15 protein-coding genes are annotated in these 15,630 nt (G+C 67.2%); 11 read left to right on the top strand and 4 right to left on the bottom strand.

Going from position 1 to position 15,630, the window contains the following annotated elements:
- Positions 1 to 9: 9 nt before the first annotated feature.
- A complete protein-coding gene (locus G6N59_RS13130; protein WP_138232688.1) occupies positions 10 to 915 on the top strand; it encodes an acetaldehyde dehydrogenase (acetylating) in 906 nt (301 codons plus the stop codon).
- Positions 912 to 1,991: a 4-hydroxy-2-oxovalerate aldolase gene (dmpG, locus tag G6N59_RS13125; protein ID WP_138232687.1), complete on the top strand. Its 1,080-nt coding sequence runs from the start codon at positions 912 to 914 to the stop codon at positions 1,989 to 1,991. Before G6N59_RS13130 ends, dmpG begins: the two co-directional genes overlap by 4 nt.
- A gap of 227 nt (positions 1,992 to 2,218) precedes the next feature.
- Here the strand turns inward: dmpG and G6N59_RS13120 are convergent, their stop codons facing one another.
- The gene (locus tag G6N59_RS13120; RefSeq protein WP_138232686.1) at positions 2,219 to 3,628 is read right to left on the bottom strand and encodes a wax ester/triacylglycerol synthase family O-acyltransferase; all 1,410 of its coding nucleotides are present in this window, start codon (positions 3,626 to 3,628) and stop codon (positions 2,219 to 2,221) included.
- 183 nt (positions 3,629 to 3,811) lie between these two features.
- Between G6N59_RS13120 and G6N59_RS13115 the strand changes: the two genes are divergently transcribed.
- Positions 3,812 to 4,609: an SDR family NAD(P)-dependent oxidoreductase gene (locus tag G6N59_RS13115; RefSeq protein ID WP_138232685.1), complete on the top strand. Its 798-nt coding sequence runs from the start codon at positions 3,812 to 3,814 to the stop codon at positions 4,607 to 4,609.
- Positions 4,610 to 4,649: 40 nt separating this feature from the next.
- Here the strand turns inward: G6N59_RS13115 and G6N59_RS13110 are convergent, their stop codons facing one another.
- Positions 4,650 to 5,267, bottom strand: coding sequence for a TetR/AcrR family transcriptional regulator (locus G6N59_RS13110; RefSeq protein ID WP_138232684.1), 618 nt, complete (start codon positions 5,265 to 5,267; stop codon positions 4,650 to 4,652).
- Between the two features lie 308 nt (positions 5,268 to 5,575).
- On the opposite strand from G6N59_RS13110, the gene G6N59_RS13105 reads away from it, so the two are divergent.
- The 4 genes from G6N59_RS13105 (at position 5,576) to G6N59_RS13090 (ending at position 10,128) form a co-directional block, all read left to right on the top strand.
- A complete protein-coding gene (locus G6N59_RS13105; protein WP_197907919.1) occupies positions 5,576 to 6,250 on the top strand; it encodes a peroxiredoxin-like family protein in 675 nt (224 codons plus the stop codon).
- A 134-nt stretch (positions 6,251 to 6,384) separates the two neighbouring features.
- On the top strand, positions 6,385 to 7,386 hold the full coding sequence (locus G6N59_RS13100; protein WP_138232683.1) for a permease: 1,002 nt from the start codon (positions 6,385 to 6,387) through the stop codon (positions 7,384 to 7,386).
- Positions 7,383 to 8,048, top strand: a complete 666-nt coding sequence (locus G6N59_RS13095; protein ID WP_138232682.1) for a TIGR03943 family putative permease subunit — start codon at positions 7,383 to 7,385, stop codon at positions 8,046 to 8,048. The genes G6N59_RS13100 and G6N59_RS13095 overlap by 4 nt, the downstream gene beginning before the upstream one ends.
- Positions 8,005 to 10,128, top strand: a complete 2,124-nt coding sequence (locus tag G6N59_RS13090) for a RecQ family ATP-dependent DNA helicase (protein WP_138232681.1) — start codon at positions 8,005 to 8,007, stop codon at positions 10,126 to 10,128. Before G6N59_RS13095 ends, G6N59_RS13090 begins: the two co-directional genes overlap by 44 nt.
- On the opposite strand, the gene G6N59_RS13085 is transcribed toward G6N59_RS13090, so the two are convergent.
- Positions 10,125 to 10,775, bottom strand: coding sequence for a GNAT family N-acetyltransferase (locus tag G6N59_RS13085; protein ID WP_138232680.1), 651 nt, complete (start codon positions 10,773 to 10,775; stop codon positions 10,125 to 10,127). The two genes, G6N59_RS13090 and G6N59_RS13085, sit on opposite strands and share 4 nt — an antisense overlap.
- Positions 10,776 to 10,939: 164 nt before the next feature.
- Between G6N59_RS13085 and G6N59_RS13080 the strand changes: the two genes are divergently transcribed.
- Entirely contained in the window at positions 10,940 to 11,419 is a 480-nt protein-coding gene (locus G6N59_RS13080) for a hemophore-related protein (protein WP_234884417.1), read from the top strand.
- Between the two features lie 59 nt (positions 11,420 to 11,478).
- Here G6N59_RS13080 and G6N59_RS13075 read toward each other — a convergent pair whose 3' ends face one another.
- Complete coding sequence (locus tag G6N59_RS13075) at positions 11,479 to 12,375, bottom strand: IclR family transcriptional regulator (protein ID WP_138232679.1); 897 nt, start codon at positions 12,373 to 12,375, stop codon at positions 11,479 to 11,481.
- 196 nt (positions 12,376 to 12,571) lie between these two features.
- Here G6N59_RS13075 and G6N59_RS13070 point away from each other — a divergent pair, with 196 nt between their 5' ends.
- The 3 genes from G6N59_RS13070 to G6N59_RS13060 are packed head-to-tail and all read left to right on the top strand — an operon-like array spanning position 12,572 to position 15,629.
- Positions 12,572 to 13,699, top strand: a complete 1,128-nt coding sequence (locus tag G6N59_RS13070) for a hypothetical protein (protein WP_138232678.1) — start codon at positions 12,572 to 12,574, stop codon at positions 13,697 to 13,699.
- 2 nt (positions 13,700 to 13,701) lie between these two features.
- Complete coding sequence (locus tag G6N59_RS13065) at positions 13,702 to 14,484, top strand: SDR family oxidoreductase (protein WP_138232677.1); 783 nt, start codon at positions 13,702 to 13,704, stop codon at positions 14,482 to 14,484.
- Positions 14,481 to 15,629, top strand: coding sequence for a sulfotransferase family protein (locus G6N59_RS13060; protein WP_138232676.1), 1,149 nt, complete (start codon positions 14,481 to 14,483; stop codon positions 15,627 to 15,629). Before G6N59_RS13065 ends, G6N59_RS13060 begins: the two co-directional genes overlap by 4 nt.
- The last annotated feature ends 1 nt before the right edge of the window (position 15,630 follow it).

Raw genomic sequence — 15,630 nt, 5'->3', positions numbered from 1 at the left:
GGAGTGAGCATGCCTTCCAAAGCGAGCGTCGCGATCGTCGGCTCGGGAAATATCAGTACTGACCTGCTGTACAAGCTGCTGCGGTCGGACTGGCTCGAGCCCCGATGGATGATCGGTATCGACCCGGAGAGCGAGGGCCTGGCCCGCGCCCGCAAGCTCGGGCTGGAGACCAGCCACGAAGGCGCGGACTGGCTGCTGGCCCAGAGCGAGAAGCCCGACTTCGTCTTCGAGGCCACCAGCGCCTACGTGCACAAGGCGTACGCGCCGCGGTACGAGGAAGCCGGCATCCGGGCCATCGACCTGACGCCGGCCGCCGTGGGCCCGGGCGTGATCCCGCCGGCCAACCTGCGGGCGCATCTGGATTCGATGAACGTCAACATGGTCACCTGTGGTGGCCAGGCCACCATCCCGATGGTGTACGCGGTGTCTCGCGTCGTCGACGTGCCCTACGCCGAGATCGTGGCGTCGGTGTCGTCGGCTTCGGCCGGTCCCGGCACCCGGGCCAACATCGATGAATTCACCAAGACCACCAGCGCCGGCGTGCGCGACATCGGCGGCGCCAGGGACGGCAAGGCCATCATCATCCTGAACCCGGCCGACCCGCCAATGATCATGCGCGACACCATCTTCTGCGCCATTCCCCCCGATACGGATCGAGCTGCCGTCGTCCAATCCATCAAGGACGTGGCCGCCGAGGTGCAGACCTACGTGCCCGGTTACCGGCTGCTCAACGAGCCGCAGTTCGACGAGCCGTCGATGGTCAACGGCGGCCAGCACGTCGTCAGCATCTTCGTCGAGGTGGAGGGTGCGGGCGACTACCTGCCGCCCTACGCTGGAAATCTGGACATCATGACCGCCGCGGCCACCAAGGTGGGCGAGGAGATCGCCAAAGAAATCGTGGGAGCGAAAGCATGAGTACCGCACTTGAGTCGGGAGGAATCTCCTCCAACGACGTCTTTTTTGATGCCGCCTGGGACGTCCGGTTGACGGACACCTCGCTGCGTGACGGCTCACACCACAAGCGTCACCAGTTCACCGGTGACGAGGTGCGTGCGATCGTCGGTGCGCTCGACAACGCCGGCGTCCCGGTCATCGAGGTCACGCACGGCGACGGGCTCGGTGGTTCGAGCTTCAACTACGGGTTCTCCAAGACGCCTGAGCAGGAACTGATCAAGATCGCGGCCGAGACCGCGAAGAATGCCAAGATTGCGTTCCTGATGCTGCCCGGTGTCGGGACCAAAGAGGACATCAAGGAAGCCCAGGGCAACGGCGGCTCGATCTGCCGCATCGCCACCCACTGCACCGAGGCCGACGTCTCGATCCAGCACTTCGGCCTGGCCCGCGAACTGGGCCTGGAGACCGTCGGCTTCCTGATGATGAGCCACACCATTTCCCCGGAGAAGCTCGCCGCGCAGGCGCGCATCATGGCCGACGCCGGCTGCCAGTGCGTCTACGTGGTGGACTCCGCGGGCGCGCTGGTGCTCGAAGGTGTCGCCGACCGGGTCTCGGCTCTCGTGGCCGAACTCGGTAACGATGCGCAGGTCGGTTTCCACGGACACGAGAATCTCGGTCTGGGCGTTGCCAATTCGGTCGAGGCCGTGCGGGCCGGCGCCAAGCAGATCGACGGCTCCTGCCGCCGGTTCGGTGCCGGTGCGGGTAACGCGCCGGTGGAGGCGCTGGTCGGCGTGTTCGACAAGATCGGTGTCAAGACCGGCATCGACTTCTTCGACATCGCCGATGCCGCGGAAGAGGTTGTCGCCCCGGCGATGCCGGCCGAGTGCCTGCTGGACCGCAACGCCCTGGTGATGGGCTACGCGGGGGTGTACTCCAGCTTCCTCAAGCACGCGGTGCGCCAGGGCGAGCGCTACGGCGTGCCCGCCCACGAGCTGCTGCTGCGCGTCGGCCAGCGCAAGCTGATCGGTGGCCAGGAGGACCAGCTGATCGACATCGCGCTGGAGATCCAGCGGGAGCGGGCCGAGGGCAAGGCCTGACCCGCTTCCCGCGAGTGTGCGTGTTTGTACAGCGACACACCGTGTTTCGCGTACATTCAGAGGCCGGTCGCGGCGGACGAAGGTGACGTAATCGCCTGCGTCCGTGTAGGTCTACACGTACCTGGGATGCGATATCACCCCTGATATCGCATCCCAGAGTCGTTTGTGGGACGGGTTCGACGTTTATTTATGTTGTCGGCCAACGCTATTCATGCCGGCTAGCCGGATCAGCTGTGGACGGAATCCGCGGCGGTCTCGCAACGTGCCACCAGCTCGGCCAGCGCCACCGGCAGGCGGTCGGCGATGGCCTGCGGATCCCGCACCTGGTCGGTGCAGGTGAGCACGCAGATCTGCATGCTGCCCGCGTAGCTCCAGCCCGTGATGTTCATGCCCATCGGGAACACCAGGGGGCCGGTCGAGATCAGCTTCTCGACCGGTGCGCCACCGAAGTACAGCTTCTGCTGCGGGCCACGCATGTTCGACGCGATCATGCTGAACATCGGGCGCTTCTTCACCTGCGCCCCGATGGTCGGCAGTACCCGCGAGTAGACCTTGAACAGCGGCCAGTACTCCATCCAGTCGTGCTGTAGCCAGGCGTCACGCTCGCTCTGCACCTCGCGGGCGGTCGCCGTGTTCGCGGAGATGACCGTGAGCCGCTCCACGGCGTCGGCGATGTTGGTGGCGAGCTCGACGTTCCACCGGGCCACCTTGTTGCCCCAGCGGTCGCCGTCCTGCGGGCGCATCGACACCGGCACCACGGCGGTCATGGTGTCGTCGCCGACGGGCCCGCGGGAGGCCTGGTATTCGCGAAGGGCGGTGCTGCACAGCGACAGGAAAACGTCATTGACGCTGACGCCGAACGTCTTCGACACCTGCTTGATGTGGTCCATCTCGACGTTGACGAAAGCGAAGCCGCGCCTGGCGGTCAGCGGCTCGTTGAACGGCAGGGCCGGCGGAATGAAGGCCTCGGCATAGCCGGGCTTTCCCGCCTGCTGCCGGTGCTGGATGGTGCGGGTCACCTTGGCCGTGCGGGCCAGGACCTTGGGAAACTTGGTGAGTGACGTGACCTGCTGGCGCACCACCATCGGGAACCACTGCGCGGCCGGTGGCCGGTGCTCGTCGGGCAGCGGGTGGCCCGAGGGCTCGGGCAGCCGGTCGGCGGGGTCCTGGCTGTAGAACTGCTCGAGCAGGTTCAGCGACGCCATGCCGTCGGCCACCGCGTGGTGGATCTTCAGCACGAGCGCGACACGGCCGTCGGCCAGGCCGTCGACGTACCACATCTGCCAGGCCGGACGGTCCCGATCGAGTGGCGCTTCGGCGAGTTTGGCGATCTCCGCGCCCAGCTCGCGGTCGGTGCCGGGAGCTACGGCCGTCGCGCGCTTCAGGTGGTAGTTGAGATCGCCGCGGGCGCGGGTGATCCACCATGGCCGGCCGGCGCCGAATCGCGGGGACATCAGCTGCCACTGCAAGGGCTCGACGCGGTCGACGAGGCCGGGCAGCGCGGCCCGCACGGCCGCAAAGGTGATGGGTTCGTGGCCCTGTGCGGGATCGAGCACGACGGCCTTGATGGTGTGCTGCGGCTGGACGGCGCTCTCCCATGCCAGGAAGCTGTTGTCCTCGCCCGATAAACGTCGCATACATCACTATGAGGCCAAAAATGTGAGGCAGTGGACATGTTGTCTCGTTCATCGGGAACTACCTCTGAAGTTCGGCTCGCGCCCCGTTTAGCGTGCTCACCATGAGCTGATTCGGCGTCGCGACGTGGAGTCTGACGGGGCTCCGCCGGTCCGGGTCAGCACGATTGTGAATGGAGCAGGGACATGCAACTGAGGAACAGCCGGGTCCTGGTCACCGGCGCCAGCCGCGGTCTGGGAAAGTACATCGCCCGGGCGATGGCCCGCCGCGGCGCCGCGGTCGCGCTCGTCGCCCGCAACGCCGAGCAGCTCGAAGAGTTGGCAAAAGAGCTGGGCGGCAAGGCATATCCCACCGACCTGATGGATCCGGCGGCGGTCGAAGCGCTGATCGACCGCGTGGAGGCCGACGGCCCGGTCGACGTCATTGTCAACAACGCCGGGGTGGACCGCGTCGGCCGTTTCTATGAGGCGTCGTCCCAGGATGTGCGAGACCTGTTGCAGGTCAACCTGATTGCTCCCATGGAGCTGTGTCGCCAGGTGATGCCGCTGATGATGAAGCGCGGCCACGGCCACATCGTCAACGTGTCGTCGATGGGCGCCATTTCCACCGGGCCGGGCGTCACCCTGTACGGCGCGTCCAAGGCCGGGCTCAGCCACTTCACCGCGGGCATCCGCTCCGAGTTGCGGGGCAAGCCGGTGAACACCACGCTGGTGCAGATCGGTGAGGTCAAGACCGACATGATCGACCACATCCGGTCGTTCGGGCCGGCACGCCGCACCATCGAGCGGTCGCTCAAGTTCCGGATGATCCCGCAGGAGCCGCTGGACGCCGACCTGGTCGCCGAGGCCATCGCCGACGCCATCGAGAAAGAGAAGAAGCACGTCATCCTGCCCAAGCGCATCGCGGCGATGGCTTACCTGACGGAGACTCCGCGCCGGGTCTCGGAGCTCATGCTGACGGGCATCGACCAGGACAGCGATTGACCGCGGACCGCGCCTGATCGGGCCGTACTTGGATACCGGGCTACTTCACACCCAAGCTGGCGAGGTACCCGATCATGGTGTCAATGGCCGCTTCGAACGGTGCGGCGTCGCGGCGGATCTGACTCAGCAGCAGTCCACCCTGAATTGCGGCCAGCATTGCCATCGCGAGCTGGTCTGTGTCTGTGCCTGCCGGTAGTTCGCCACGGGCCGCGATGACAGCCAGCCCGTCGCGAATCAGGTGTTCCCACTGATTGAATGAACGCGCCAAGTGAGCCCGGGCGAGCGGGTCGATTTCGGAGAGTTCGTTGGCCAGTGTGCCGATCGGGCAGCCACCGACGCCGCCCGCTTGGCGCACCGTTTCCACCAGAATGTCGCGCCACCGGTACAGATCATCCAGGCTTTCGAGCCGGTCCAGCCCGAGATGCTGGACGGCGAGTACCCGGTCGGTCTGGAAATCGATGACGGCCGCGACCAATTCGCCCTTGTCGGCGAAATAGTGATACATCTGCGAGGTACTCACCGCAGCGGCTTCCTGGATGTCCTCGATGGTGGTGCGGACGACGCCGCGCTGATACATCAGGTCGGCAGCGGCGCAAACGATGCGCTCGCGGGTCGCGCGGCCTTTGGCGGTGAGCTTCTCGACGGAAGTCGGCGGCATGTGGGTGACCTTCCATCAATTGTGGATTCGTTGCATCACGAAGACGCGCTCGGCATCGGCGAGAGGCTCTCGCCGATGCCACGAGGTCATTCCACCGCCGAGAAAATGGAGTGTCAACTCCAAAACTGTCGTGGTGAGTGGTGCGGGCCCAAGAGTGCCGGTGCTGGGGAACGTCGTGAGGCCGCGGTCGGCAACTTCCGTTTTGGAGTTGACACTCCATTTTTGCGGGATCAGGCTCGAGAAGTCTCAACTCGAATTGCTGCCAATGTCCTTGCGCGACAAGCTGGCACGCCTTGAAAGGGTCTCGTATGACCACCGCTGATGCTCAGCCTGCCACCATCGCCGATCGCGTCGATCAGATGCGTCGCGACATGGCGGGTCATCTCCCCGAGGAGGTGTCGGCAGTCTTCGCTGCCGAGCAGGCCGTCCTGGACGCCCGCGGAATCCCCGCGAACATCGCTGCTCCCGGCGACACAGTGCCCGACGTGCAGCTGCTCGACGTGCACGGCGCACCAACCACTCTCGCGGCCCAGCTCGACGGTCGCCCGGCGGTCATCGTTCTTTATCGAGGAGCATGGTGCCCGTATTGCAACCTCGCCTTGCGGGCATACCAGGAGAACCTCGTCCCACAGCTGCAGCAGCGGGGTATCCCGCTGCTGGCGCTGAGCCCGCAGAAGCCTGATGGTTCGCTGTCGACGCAGGAAAAGAACGAGCTGACCTTCACGGTGTTGTCCGATCCAGCGAATCAGCTGGCCACCGCGCTCGGGGTGCTCACCGCACCCACGGAGGGCTCCCGGACCGCGCAGCGCGCACTGGGCCTCGATCTGACCGCCGTCAATGCCGATGGGGGCTTCGGAGTACCCATGCCGACAGTCGTGATTGTCGACGGCGCGTCAACGATCCGCTGGATCGACGTGCATCCCAACTACACCACGCGCACCGAGGTGGCCGACATCGTGGCCGCGGTGGACTCGCTGAACTAGCCGGCAGTCGGCCGCCCGCGGCGCGGCGCCGCGGGCGTTCAGGGGTACTCAGGCACGTTGGCCAGAGGCGCCGTGTGGGCCCCTGCCTTTCGCCTGGACACCGGATTGTCAGACTGCCCCGGCAAGATGGGCGCATGGCCGGGGAAGAATCCACACTGGCGCCGGACCGCCGGCGCCGGGCCGGGTCGATGGAGCTGTTGCTCGTCGGCCTCATCGGCCTGGCGCTGTCCGGTTCGTGGGTCAGCGGCCTGCTGACCGACCACGCCCGCCTGGCCACCGCGGCCACGGTGTTCTGCGGGGTGTTCGTGCAGGCCCTGCCCTTCCTGGTGCTGGGCGTCATCGTAAGCGGCCTGGTGGCTGCATATCTGACCCCGGAACGGCTCGCCCGCTGGTTGCCGCGCCGCCCGGCGCTGGCGGTGGCGGTGGCGGGCGTCGGCGGTGCCGCGCTGCCTGGATGTGAGTGCGGGTCGGTGCCGGTGGCGCGCCGGCTGTTCAGCCGGGCGACGGCCGGGGCGGCCCTGACCTTCATGTTATCGGCGCCCGCGATCAACCCCGTGGTGCTGGTGGCGACCGCGGTCGCGTTCCCCGGGCAACCGCGGATGGTGGTGGCACGCTGCGCGGCGTCGCTGCTGACCGCGGTGGTGATGGGCCTGCTGTGGCAGCGCTGGGGCCGTACCGAATGGGTGACCAGGACGCTGCCCGCGCATCACGATGAGGACGCGTCCCGGTTCACGGTGTTCACCGAGGCGGCCCGACATGACTTCCTGCAGTCCGCGGCCTACCTGGTGGTCGGCGCCGGCGCCGCGGCTGTACTGCGCGCGGCTGTCCCGCCGTGGGTGTTCGAGCACGTCGCCGGCAACCTGGTGGTCGGCGTCGTCACCATGGCACTGCTGGCGGTGGTGCTGGCGCTGTGTTCGGAGGCCGACGCGTTCGTCGCGGCCAGCCTCACCATGGTCCCGCTGGTGCCGCGGCTGGTGTTCCTGGTGGTCGGTCCGGCGGTGGACATCAAGTTGTTCGCGATGCAGGCCGGGGTTTTCGGCCGGCCGTTCGCGGTGCGCTTCGCGCCGGTGACCTTGGTTGTGGCCACTGCCTGTGCGACGGCCATCGGACTGCTGCTGCTGGGGGGCGCGCAGTGAGTCGCGAAACACAGAACATCCTGATGCTGCTCGTCGGGCTGAGCACGGGGCTGATCGCGGTCAAGGGCACCTACCTGAACTTCGTGAAACCGGCGCTGCTCCCATGGCTGCTGGTGGCGGCCGTCCTGCTGGTGGCGCTGGCTGTGGTGTGCCTGGTGCGCGACCTGCGCCGTGGGCCGCCGAGCGGCCATCACCATCGGGGTTCGCTGGCGTGGCTGCTGCTCATCCCGGTGGCGCTGACCGCGTTCGTCACTGTGCCGCCGATGAGCGCCGTCGGCGCCGAGACGGTCACCGCGGCGGTCGCGCCGCCGAAACGGGCCTTCCCACCACTGCCGGCCGACGGCGTGGTGTCGCTGCCGGAGGTGGTGCTGCGGGCAGCGGCCGATTCCACGAAAAGCCTTGAGGGCCGAACCATCACCGTCACCGGATTCACCATGGGAGACGATCTGGCCCGAGTCGTCATTGTGTGTTGTGCCGCCGACGCGCAACTGGCTCGCGTCCACCTGACCGGCGCGGTCGGTCCGCACCCGAATGACACCTGGCTGAAGGTGCAGGGCAAGGTGATACCCGGGTCGTCCAGCCCGTCCACGAATTTCGTCCCGACCATGGAAGTGACCAGTGCCGACCCGATTCCCAAGCCCCGCAACACCTACGCGTACTGACGCGCAGGCCCTGCTCGAACAGCTCGCCGGTCCGGGCGCTGTCCTGCGCGACGACCAGTGGGTGGCCATCGAGGCACTGGTGGTGCAGGGCCGCCGGGCACTGGTGGTGCAGCGCACCGGGTGGGGCAAGTCCGCGGTGTACTTCATCGCGGCCAAGCTGCTGCGGGCGGCCGGGCGCGGCCCGACGGTCATCGTCTCGCCGCTATTGGCGTTGATGCGAAACCAGGTGGCTGCTGCCGAACGAGCGGGCGTCCGAGCCGCCACGATCAACTCGAGCAACGTCACCGAATGGGACCAGGTGCACCAGCGCGTCTCCGCCGGCGACCTCGATGTCCTGTTGGTCAGTCCGGAACGGTTGAACAATCCCGACTTTCGGGACGCCGTGTTGCCGGCACTGGCCGCCGACGCCGGGCTGGTCGTGGTCGACGAAGCGCACTGCGTCTCGGACTGGGGCCACGACTTCCGTCCGGACTACCGGCGCATCCGCACGCTGATCGGCGAGTTGGGTTCGGGCATACCGGTGCTCGCCACCACCGCGACCGCCAACGACCGGGTGGTGCAGGACATCGCCGCGCAATTGGGCGTCGGCGGTGCCGACAATGGACCGGGTGGCGGGGGCGACACGCTGGTGCTGCGCGGCGGGCTGGACCGCGAGTCGCTGCGGCTCTCGGTGGTGCACGCCGGGGGACCGGCGCAACGTGCGGCATGGCTTGCGGCGCATCTGGATTCGTTGCCCGGCTCCGGCATCGTCTACACCCTGACGGTGTCGCAGGCCCACGACATCGCCGCGCTCCTGCGCGAACAGGGGCGCCCGGTCGCCTCGTACACCGGTTCCACCGAGGCCGCCGAACGCGAACAGTTGGAAGCCGACCTGCTGAGCAATCGGGTCAAGGCGCTCATCGCGACGTCGGCGCTGGGCATGGGGTTCGACAAACCGGACCTGGGCTTCGTCGTGCACCTGGGTGCCCCGTCGTCGCCCATCGCGTACTACCAGCAGGTCGGCCGCGCCGGCCGTGCCACGTCCAGCGCTGAGGTGATCCTGCTGCCGGGGAAGGAGGACGCCGACATCTGGCGGTACTTCGCCTCCGTCGCCTTCCCGTCGGAAGCTTTGGTGCGCAAGGTGATCGGTGAACTCGAACCGGACCGGGTGCTGTCCACCGCAGCGTTGGAGCCGTTGGTCGACCTGAACCGCTCCCGGTTGGAGATGGTGCTCAAGGTGCTCGACGTCGACGGCGCGGTGCGCCGGGTCAAGGGTGGCTGGATCAGTACCGGCGAACCGTGGTCGTACGACGAGGAGCGCTACCGGAACCTGGACGCCGCCCGGCAGCGTGAGCAGCAGGCCATGCTGGACTACCAGTCGACGACCGAGTGCCGAATGGTGTTCCTCCGCAGGCAACTTGATGATCCCGAGCTCGACGGCAGCGGCTGCGGCCGGTGCGACAATTGTGCCGGTGCGCGCTACCCCGCCGAAGTCGACGCGGGGGCGGCGTCGGCGGTGCGTGACCAACTGATGCGACCCGGCGTGGAGATCACCGCGCGCAAGCAATGGCCAACAGGCCTGAGTTCCTTGGGTATTGGGCTCTCAGGCCGGATTTCCGGCGGGGCCGAGCCGGGCCGCGTCATCGGGCGGCTGACCGACCTCGGCTGGGGCGCGCGCCTGCGCCAGCTGCTCGACAGCCCCGACGGCGAGGTGCCCGACGCCGTGGTGCAGGCCGCTGTTGGGGTCCTGAAGGCCTGGGACTGGGATACGCGCCCCGTGGCGGTGATCGGCCTGGATTCCGAGCGCCGCCCTCAGCTGATCGGCTCGTTGGTGACCCGGCTGGCTGAACTGGGCCGGCTGCAGAACCTGGGCACGCTGCACTACCGGCCGCAGCGGCGGCCGGTGACAGCGGCCAACTCGGCGTATCGGGTTGCGGCGCTGGTGGATTCGTGGGAGGTGCCGACGTTGGACGTCACCGGTCCGGTGCTGCTGGTGGACGATCTGGTCGACACCGGCTGGACCATGACGATGGCGACACAGGTGCTGCGCGGCGCCGGGGCGCCTGCGGTGCTGCCGTTCGCGATCGCGTCGGTCAGCTAGCTCCGGCGCAGCCCCAGCTGGTCGATCGCCGCATCGACGCCCACCAACCGGATATCGCCGCGGCGCACCGTTTCCCACTGGTCACGCGTCATGGTGAACTCCAGCATGGCCTCGAGGACACCGCGCCGCGACTGCCGGGACGTCCCAGCCTGCGTATAGGGCAGCGACCGCGTGACCCCGAGCGATGCCGCGTTGTCGTGCCATGCGGCGGTGCGCGCCAGGTCGGCGTCCAATCCGCTGAAGATCAGGTGCAGGGCGGCCGCACGCATCTCCCGGCCGAGGCCCTGCCCCTGATGGCGACGCCCCAGCCAGGACCCGGTGGACACGGTCCGTCGGGCCGGGAAACCGTCGGCGGTCACTGCGCACACGCCGACGGGTTTGCCGTCGATCATCACCGCCATCGGTATGTCCCAATGCTCCGTCGACACCTCGGCGCGGGTCTGCTGGAAGTACTTGACGGTGTTGCGCTCCAGCTCGGGCGGGACCGCGTCGGTCCACGGGACCGCGAACGGCATGGTGGCCGGATCATGGATGCCCTCGGCCGCCAGCCGCGCCAACTGGTCGGCGAGATCGTCGGTGACGTGGCACAACCGAAGGACTGGGGTGATCACCTCCAGTTCAGCCAGCGGCCACGGCGAATGCTGCATGCCCAATACCAACACACCCGAGCTAATCGGCGAAAGCGAATATTGCCCGTAGTGAACCGGCTTGACCTGCAACTTTGGTCGCGTGTGTAACAGCAGTACCGCGACGAGCGAAATATCCACAGAGGCCGGGGAACAACGATGCGGCCAAGACCAAGGAGGACTCCATGACTTGTGCCGTGACGTTCGGCCGTTCCACCCTCGGCTTCATCGCTCTGGGCGCTGCCTGCGCCGCGCTGGTCGTGCCGCGTGCGTCGGCAGATCCGACGCCGGTGACGCCCACCGTGCCGCCCACGTCGGCCGCCCCGTCCGCCTCCGCAACGGCGGCGCCAACCACCTCGGCCACCGTGGCCCCGGCTGCCACCGTCGCCGACTGCAGCACCGCGACGCTGGCCAAGACCATCAGCTCGGTGACCCTGCAGCTGTCGGACTACTTCGCCGCGCACCCGGATGCCGACAGCTCGCTGCTCGATGCCACCCGCCAGCCGGCGTTCACTGCCATGAGCCAGTTCGACAATTACTTCAAGGAGCACCCGGACCAGGCCGACGCGCTGCGCGGAATCCAGGCTCCGCTGGCCGCGTTCAAGGACCGCTGCGGCCTGCAGGTCGCGCCGACCGACGCGCTGGCCGTGCTCAATGGCGTCTAGTCATCACCCGCCGAACGTGAGCGAATGTGTCAATCCAGCACAGGTTTTCGCACACGACCTCACGTTCGGCCGGGTTGGGAGCCGCCGAGCTGCGCCGTCAGCGTCGCCGCCGCGGCCACCAGCCCACGCGCCCGCTTACTGATCTCCGCGTCGGTCAGCGCACGACCGATCTGCAGTGACAGCACCAGCACCTGCCGTTGGTGATGGTCGAACACCGGCGCGGCGATGACGCTGATGTCGTGCTTGGTCCGTCCGCTGGATTCACTCGGCAGGTACACGCGCTCGCCGATGTCAGAGACGAGTTCGCCCAGCAGGACCCGCAATTCGTCGGGCAGGTTGCTCGACATGCCGGCCATCATGGCGTACAGCCGCCGCCCGCCCGGCGTCAGTCGTTCCACCAGATAGCCGGACTCGCGGCACTCGGCGATCACCCGCTCCAGCCGGGCGCTGTCGGTGCGCAGCGGAATCGTCGGCTCCTTGGCCAGCCAGTCGCGCACCGCGCGCTCGTCCCACAGCACGAACATGAGGCCGACCGGCGGGGCGAACGGATAGCTCTGCCCGACCTGCACTGGCTCCGGACTACCGTGCGGCGCAACGAGTTCCAGCAGTGTGATGCGGTCGTCGATGACCGCGGACAGCGCCGCCGTGGCATTGAACGCCTCGGAGAGCCGGCGCAGCTCTGCCCGTGCAGCCGGACTGATCCGCATGGACTCCTGCGCGGTGTGTCCAAGCGTGATCAGCCGCGGCCCCAGCCGGTAGGTCTTTTCGGCCGCATCCCGCACCAGATAGCCGGCATCGGCGAGCGTGGTGACGATGCCCAGGCAGGTGGGCTTGCTGAGATCGAGCCGGCGTGCCAGCTCGGACAACCCGAACTGTTCATGGGGGTGACTGGCCAGGAAGTCCAGCACCGCCACGACGCGGGCGGTGGGCGGCGACGCGCGACCGGTGTCAGTCATGGCAAGGAATGTACGACATCGGTCCAAATATGGACCGTTGTCGGCGCGTCAGGGTGTCTGGCGCCGGCGCATGTGGTGATCGCCGCTGCGCTGGCCGCGCGCCTCACGGCATTGACGACGACTGCAACGCGTTCTAGTCTTCATTCGGAATATCTACCGATGCGTTCCAATATTGGAACGAAAGGATGGTTACCGAATGTTCTCGCAGTCGTTCGTCGACGCCGTCGCCGAGGCCGAGCGCCTCGTTGCCGCGGCGCCGTTCATCGAATCCGAGGCCGACCTGCTCGAAGGCCTGCAATATCTCGCCGGCTGTATCGCGTCGTGCACGCATGTGGCCTTCGACTACGACAAGGACCACCCGTTCCTGCACAGCGGCACCGGTCCGTTCGAGAAGATGGGCCTCGACAACCCGGACACCATGTACTTCGGCACCCGTGTGCAGCCGGGCCACGAATACGTCGTCACCGGGCGCCGGGGCACCACCACCGACGTCAGCTTCCAGCTGCTCGGCGGCGAGTACACCGACGCCAACGTGCCGGACAGCGAGACCGCGTTCGACGACCGCAAGCTCGACATCGCCGCGGACGGGACCTTCGAGTGGCGATTCACCCCGGCCACGCCGGCGCAGTTGGTGATCCGCGAGGTCTACAACGACTGGTCGGCACAGCGCGGTTCGTTCGCGATCTCCCGCACCGACACCGCCGGCACCGCGCCGGAGCCGCTGACCCGTGAGTTGATCGAGAAGCGGTACGCGGTTGCCGGCAAGCAACTGGTGCAGCGCGTCAAGACCTGGCTGCAGTTCCCGAAGTGGTTCTACGACAACCTGCCGGTCAACACCCTCACCGCGCCGCGGCTCACCCCGGGCGGGCTGGCGACCCAGTACTCGGCCGTCGGGCACTACGACATGACGCCGGACCAGGCCATGGTCATCACGCTGCCGGTGTCGGACGCACCGTACCTGGGCTTCCAGCTGGGCAGCCTCTGGTACATCTCGCTGGACTACATCAACCACCAGACGTCCCTGAACGGCACTCAGGCGCAGGCGGATCCGGACGGCAAGATCCGGATCGTGGTGTCCGAGAACAACCCCGGCGTGACCAACTGGTGCGAGACGCTGGGCCACGCCAAGGGCTACCTGCAGTTCCGCTGGCAGCGGGTGTCCCGTGAGCTGACGGCCGAGGACGGCCCGACGTGCGAGGTCGTGGGCCTCGATGAGGTGGCGTCGAAGCTGCCGTTCTACGAGAGCAACAAGATTTCCGACGACGACTGGCGCGCACGGATCGCGCTGCGGCAAAAGCTGATTGGCGAGAGGATGGTGGGCTGACCGTGAGCGGACTGCTCGATGGCAAGGTAGTGGTGATCAGCGGGGTCGGGCCGGGGCTCGGGACGACGCTGGCCCGGCGGTGTGCGGAGAACGGCGCCGACCTGGTATTGGCCGCCCGCACGGTGGAGCGCCTCGAGGACGTCGCCAAAGAGGTGACGGCGTTGGGTCGCCGCGCACTGGCGGTGGGCACCGACATCACCGACGAGGAGCAGGTCGCCAATGTGGTGGCCCGCACCGTGGCGGAGTTCGGTAAGGCCGACGCGTTGATCAACAACGCCTTCCGGGTGCCGTCCATGAAGCCGTTCGCCAACACCACTTTTGCGCACATGCGCGATGCGATCGAGCTGACGGTGTTCGGCGCGCTGCGCATGACCCAGGGCTTCACCCCGGCGCTGGAAGCCGCCAAAGGTGCTGTGGTGAACGTGAACTCGATGGTCGTGCGGCACTCGCAGGCGAAGTACGGCGCCTACAAGATGGCCAAGTCGGCGCTGCTGGCCATGTCTCAGACCCTGTCGACAGAACTGGGGGAGAAGGGCATCCGGGTCAACTCTGTGATGCCGGGCTACATCTGGGGCGAGACCCTGGAGGGATACTTCAACCACCAGGCGCAGAAGTACGGCACCACCGTCGAGCAGATCTACGCCGCGTCGGCTGCCGGTTCCGATCTGAAGCGGCTGCCGACCGAGGATGAGGTGGCCTCGGCCATCCTGTTCCTGGCCAGCGATCTGTCCAGCGGTATCACCGGCCAGTCGCTCGATGTCAACTGCGGGGAGTACAAGGCATGAGCACGCTGCGCACCAACGTGGGTACCGTCGAGGATCTGCATGCCTCGGCCGTCAAGGCCTGTGGCCTGGATGACTTCGGCGGCGACGACGACAACTACCTGGAAGCTCTTGGCGTGCTGCTGGATTCGTACCAGCGCGAGGCCGACCTGACCGAGCTCGGCAGCAAGATGCAGCGGTTCTTCACCCGCAACGCGCTGGTGGCCCGGCTGGTGTCCAACGCCGCGTTCAAGCAGTACCCGCAGCATGCCGATGTGCCGATCGAGCGGCCCATCTTCGTCACCGGTCTGCCGCGCACCGGCACGACGGTGATCCACCGGCTGCTGACCGCGGACCCCATGCATCAGGGTCTGGAGATGTGGCTGGCGGAATTCCCGCAGCCGCGGCCGCCGCGCGAAACCTGGTCGGAGAACCCGGTTTTCAGTGCGCTCGATGCGCGGTTCAAGCAGGCCCACGAGGAGAATCCGGACTACACCGGCCTGCACTTCATGACGGCAGACGAGGTCGAGGAGTGCTGGCAGTTGCTGCGCCAGTCACTGCATTCGGTGTCCTACGAGACGCTGGCGCATGTGCCGACCTACGCGCAATGGCTGGCCCGGCAGGACTGGACCAAGTCCTACCAGCGGCACCGACAGAACCTACAGTTGATCGGCTTGAACGAACCCGAAAAGCGCTGGGTGCTCAAGAATCCCAGTCACTTGTTCGCGCTGGAGGCACTGCTCAAGGTCTACCCGGACGCGCTCGTCGTGCAGTGCCACCGGCCGGCCGAGACCATCATGGCGTCGATGTGCTCCCTGGCGCAGCACACCACGGCCGGCTGGTCGAACACGTTCACCGGCAAGGTGATCGGCGACGACTCGATGGAAACGTGGTCACGCGGCCTCGAGCTGTTCAATGCGGAACGGGCCAAGCATGATCCCAAGCAGTTCTGCGACGTCGACTACTTCGAGTTCATCAAGGACCCGGTCGGCGCCGTTGAGGGCATCTACCGCACCTTCGGCATCGAGTTCACCGACGCCGCGCGGCAGGCGATGACCGAGAGCCACGCCAAGACCCAGCAGGGCCCGCGGGCGCCGAAGCACACCTACTCGCTGTCCGACTACGGGCTGACCGAGGAGCAGGTCAAGGAGCGCTTCGCCAACCTGTAGC

Origin of the sequence: Mycolicibacterium aubagnense, assembly GCF_010730955.1 — a bacterium.
GTDB lineage: Bacteria > Actinomycetota > Actinomycetes > Mycobacteriales > Mycobacteriaceae > Mycobacterium > Mycobacterium aubagnense.
Note: the sequence above shows the minus strand (reverse complement) of the source record. Positions and strands in the feature narration are given on the sequence as shown.

Coding starts and splice junctions, on each gene's coding strand:
- G6N59_RS13130 (WP_138232688.1), top strand. CDS start 10: ATGCCTTCCAAAGCGAGCGTCGCGATCGTCGGCTCGGGAAATATCAGT.
- dmpG (WP_138232687.1), top strand. CDS start 912: ATGAGTACCGCACTTGAGTCGGGAGGAATCTCCTCCAACGACGTCTTT.
- G6N59_RS13120 (WP_138232686.1), bottom strand. CDS start 3,628: ATGCGACGTTTATCGGGCGAGGACAACAGCTTCCTGGCATGGGAGAGC.
- G6N59_RS13115 (WP_138232685.1), top strand. CDS start 3,812: ATGCAACTGAGGAACAGCCGGGTCCTGGTCACCGGCGCCAGCCGCGGT.
- G6N59_RS13110 (WP_138232684.1), bottom strand. CDS start 5,267: ATGCCGCCGACTTCCGTCGAGAAGCTCACCGCCAAAGGCCGCGCGACC.
- G6N59_RS13105 (WP_197907919.1), top strand. CDS start 5,576: ATGACCACCGCTGATGCTCAGCCTGCCACCATCGCCGATCGCGTCGAT.
- G6N59_RS13100 (WP_138232683.1), top strand. CDS start 6,385: ATGGCCGGGGAAGAATCCACACTGGCGCCGGACCGCCGGCGCCGGGCC.
- G6N59_RS13085 (WP_138232680.1), bottom strand. CDS start 10,775: ATGCAGCATTCGCCGTGGCCGCTGGCTGAACTGGAGGTGATCACCCCA.
- G6N59_RS13080 (WP_234884417.1), top strand. CDS start 10,940: ATGACTTGTGCCGTGACGTTCGGCCGTTCCACCCTCGGCTTCATCGCT.
- G6N59_RS13075 (WP_138232679.1), bottom strand. CDS start 12,375: ATGACTGACACCGGTCGCGCGTCGCCGCCCACCGCCCGCGTCGTGGCG.
- G6N59_RS13070 (WP_138232678.1), top strand. CDS start 12,572: ATGTTCTCGCAGTCGTTCGTCGACGCCGTCGCCGAGGCCGAGCGCCTC.
- G6N59_RS13060 (WP_138232676.1), top strand. CDS start 14,481: ATGAGCACGCTGCGCACCAACGTGGGTACCGTCGAGGATCTGCATGCC.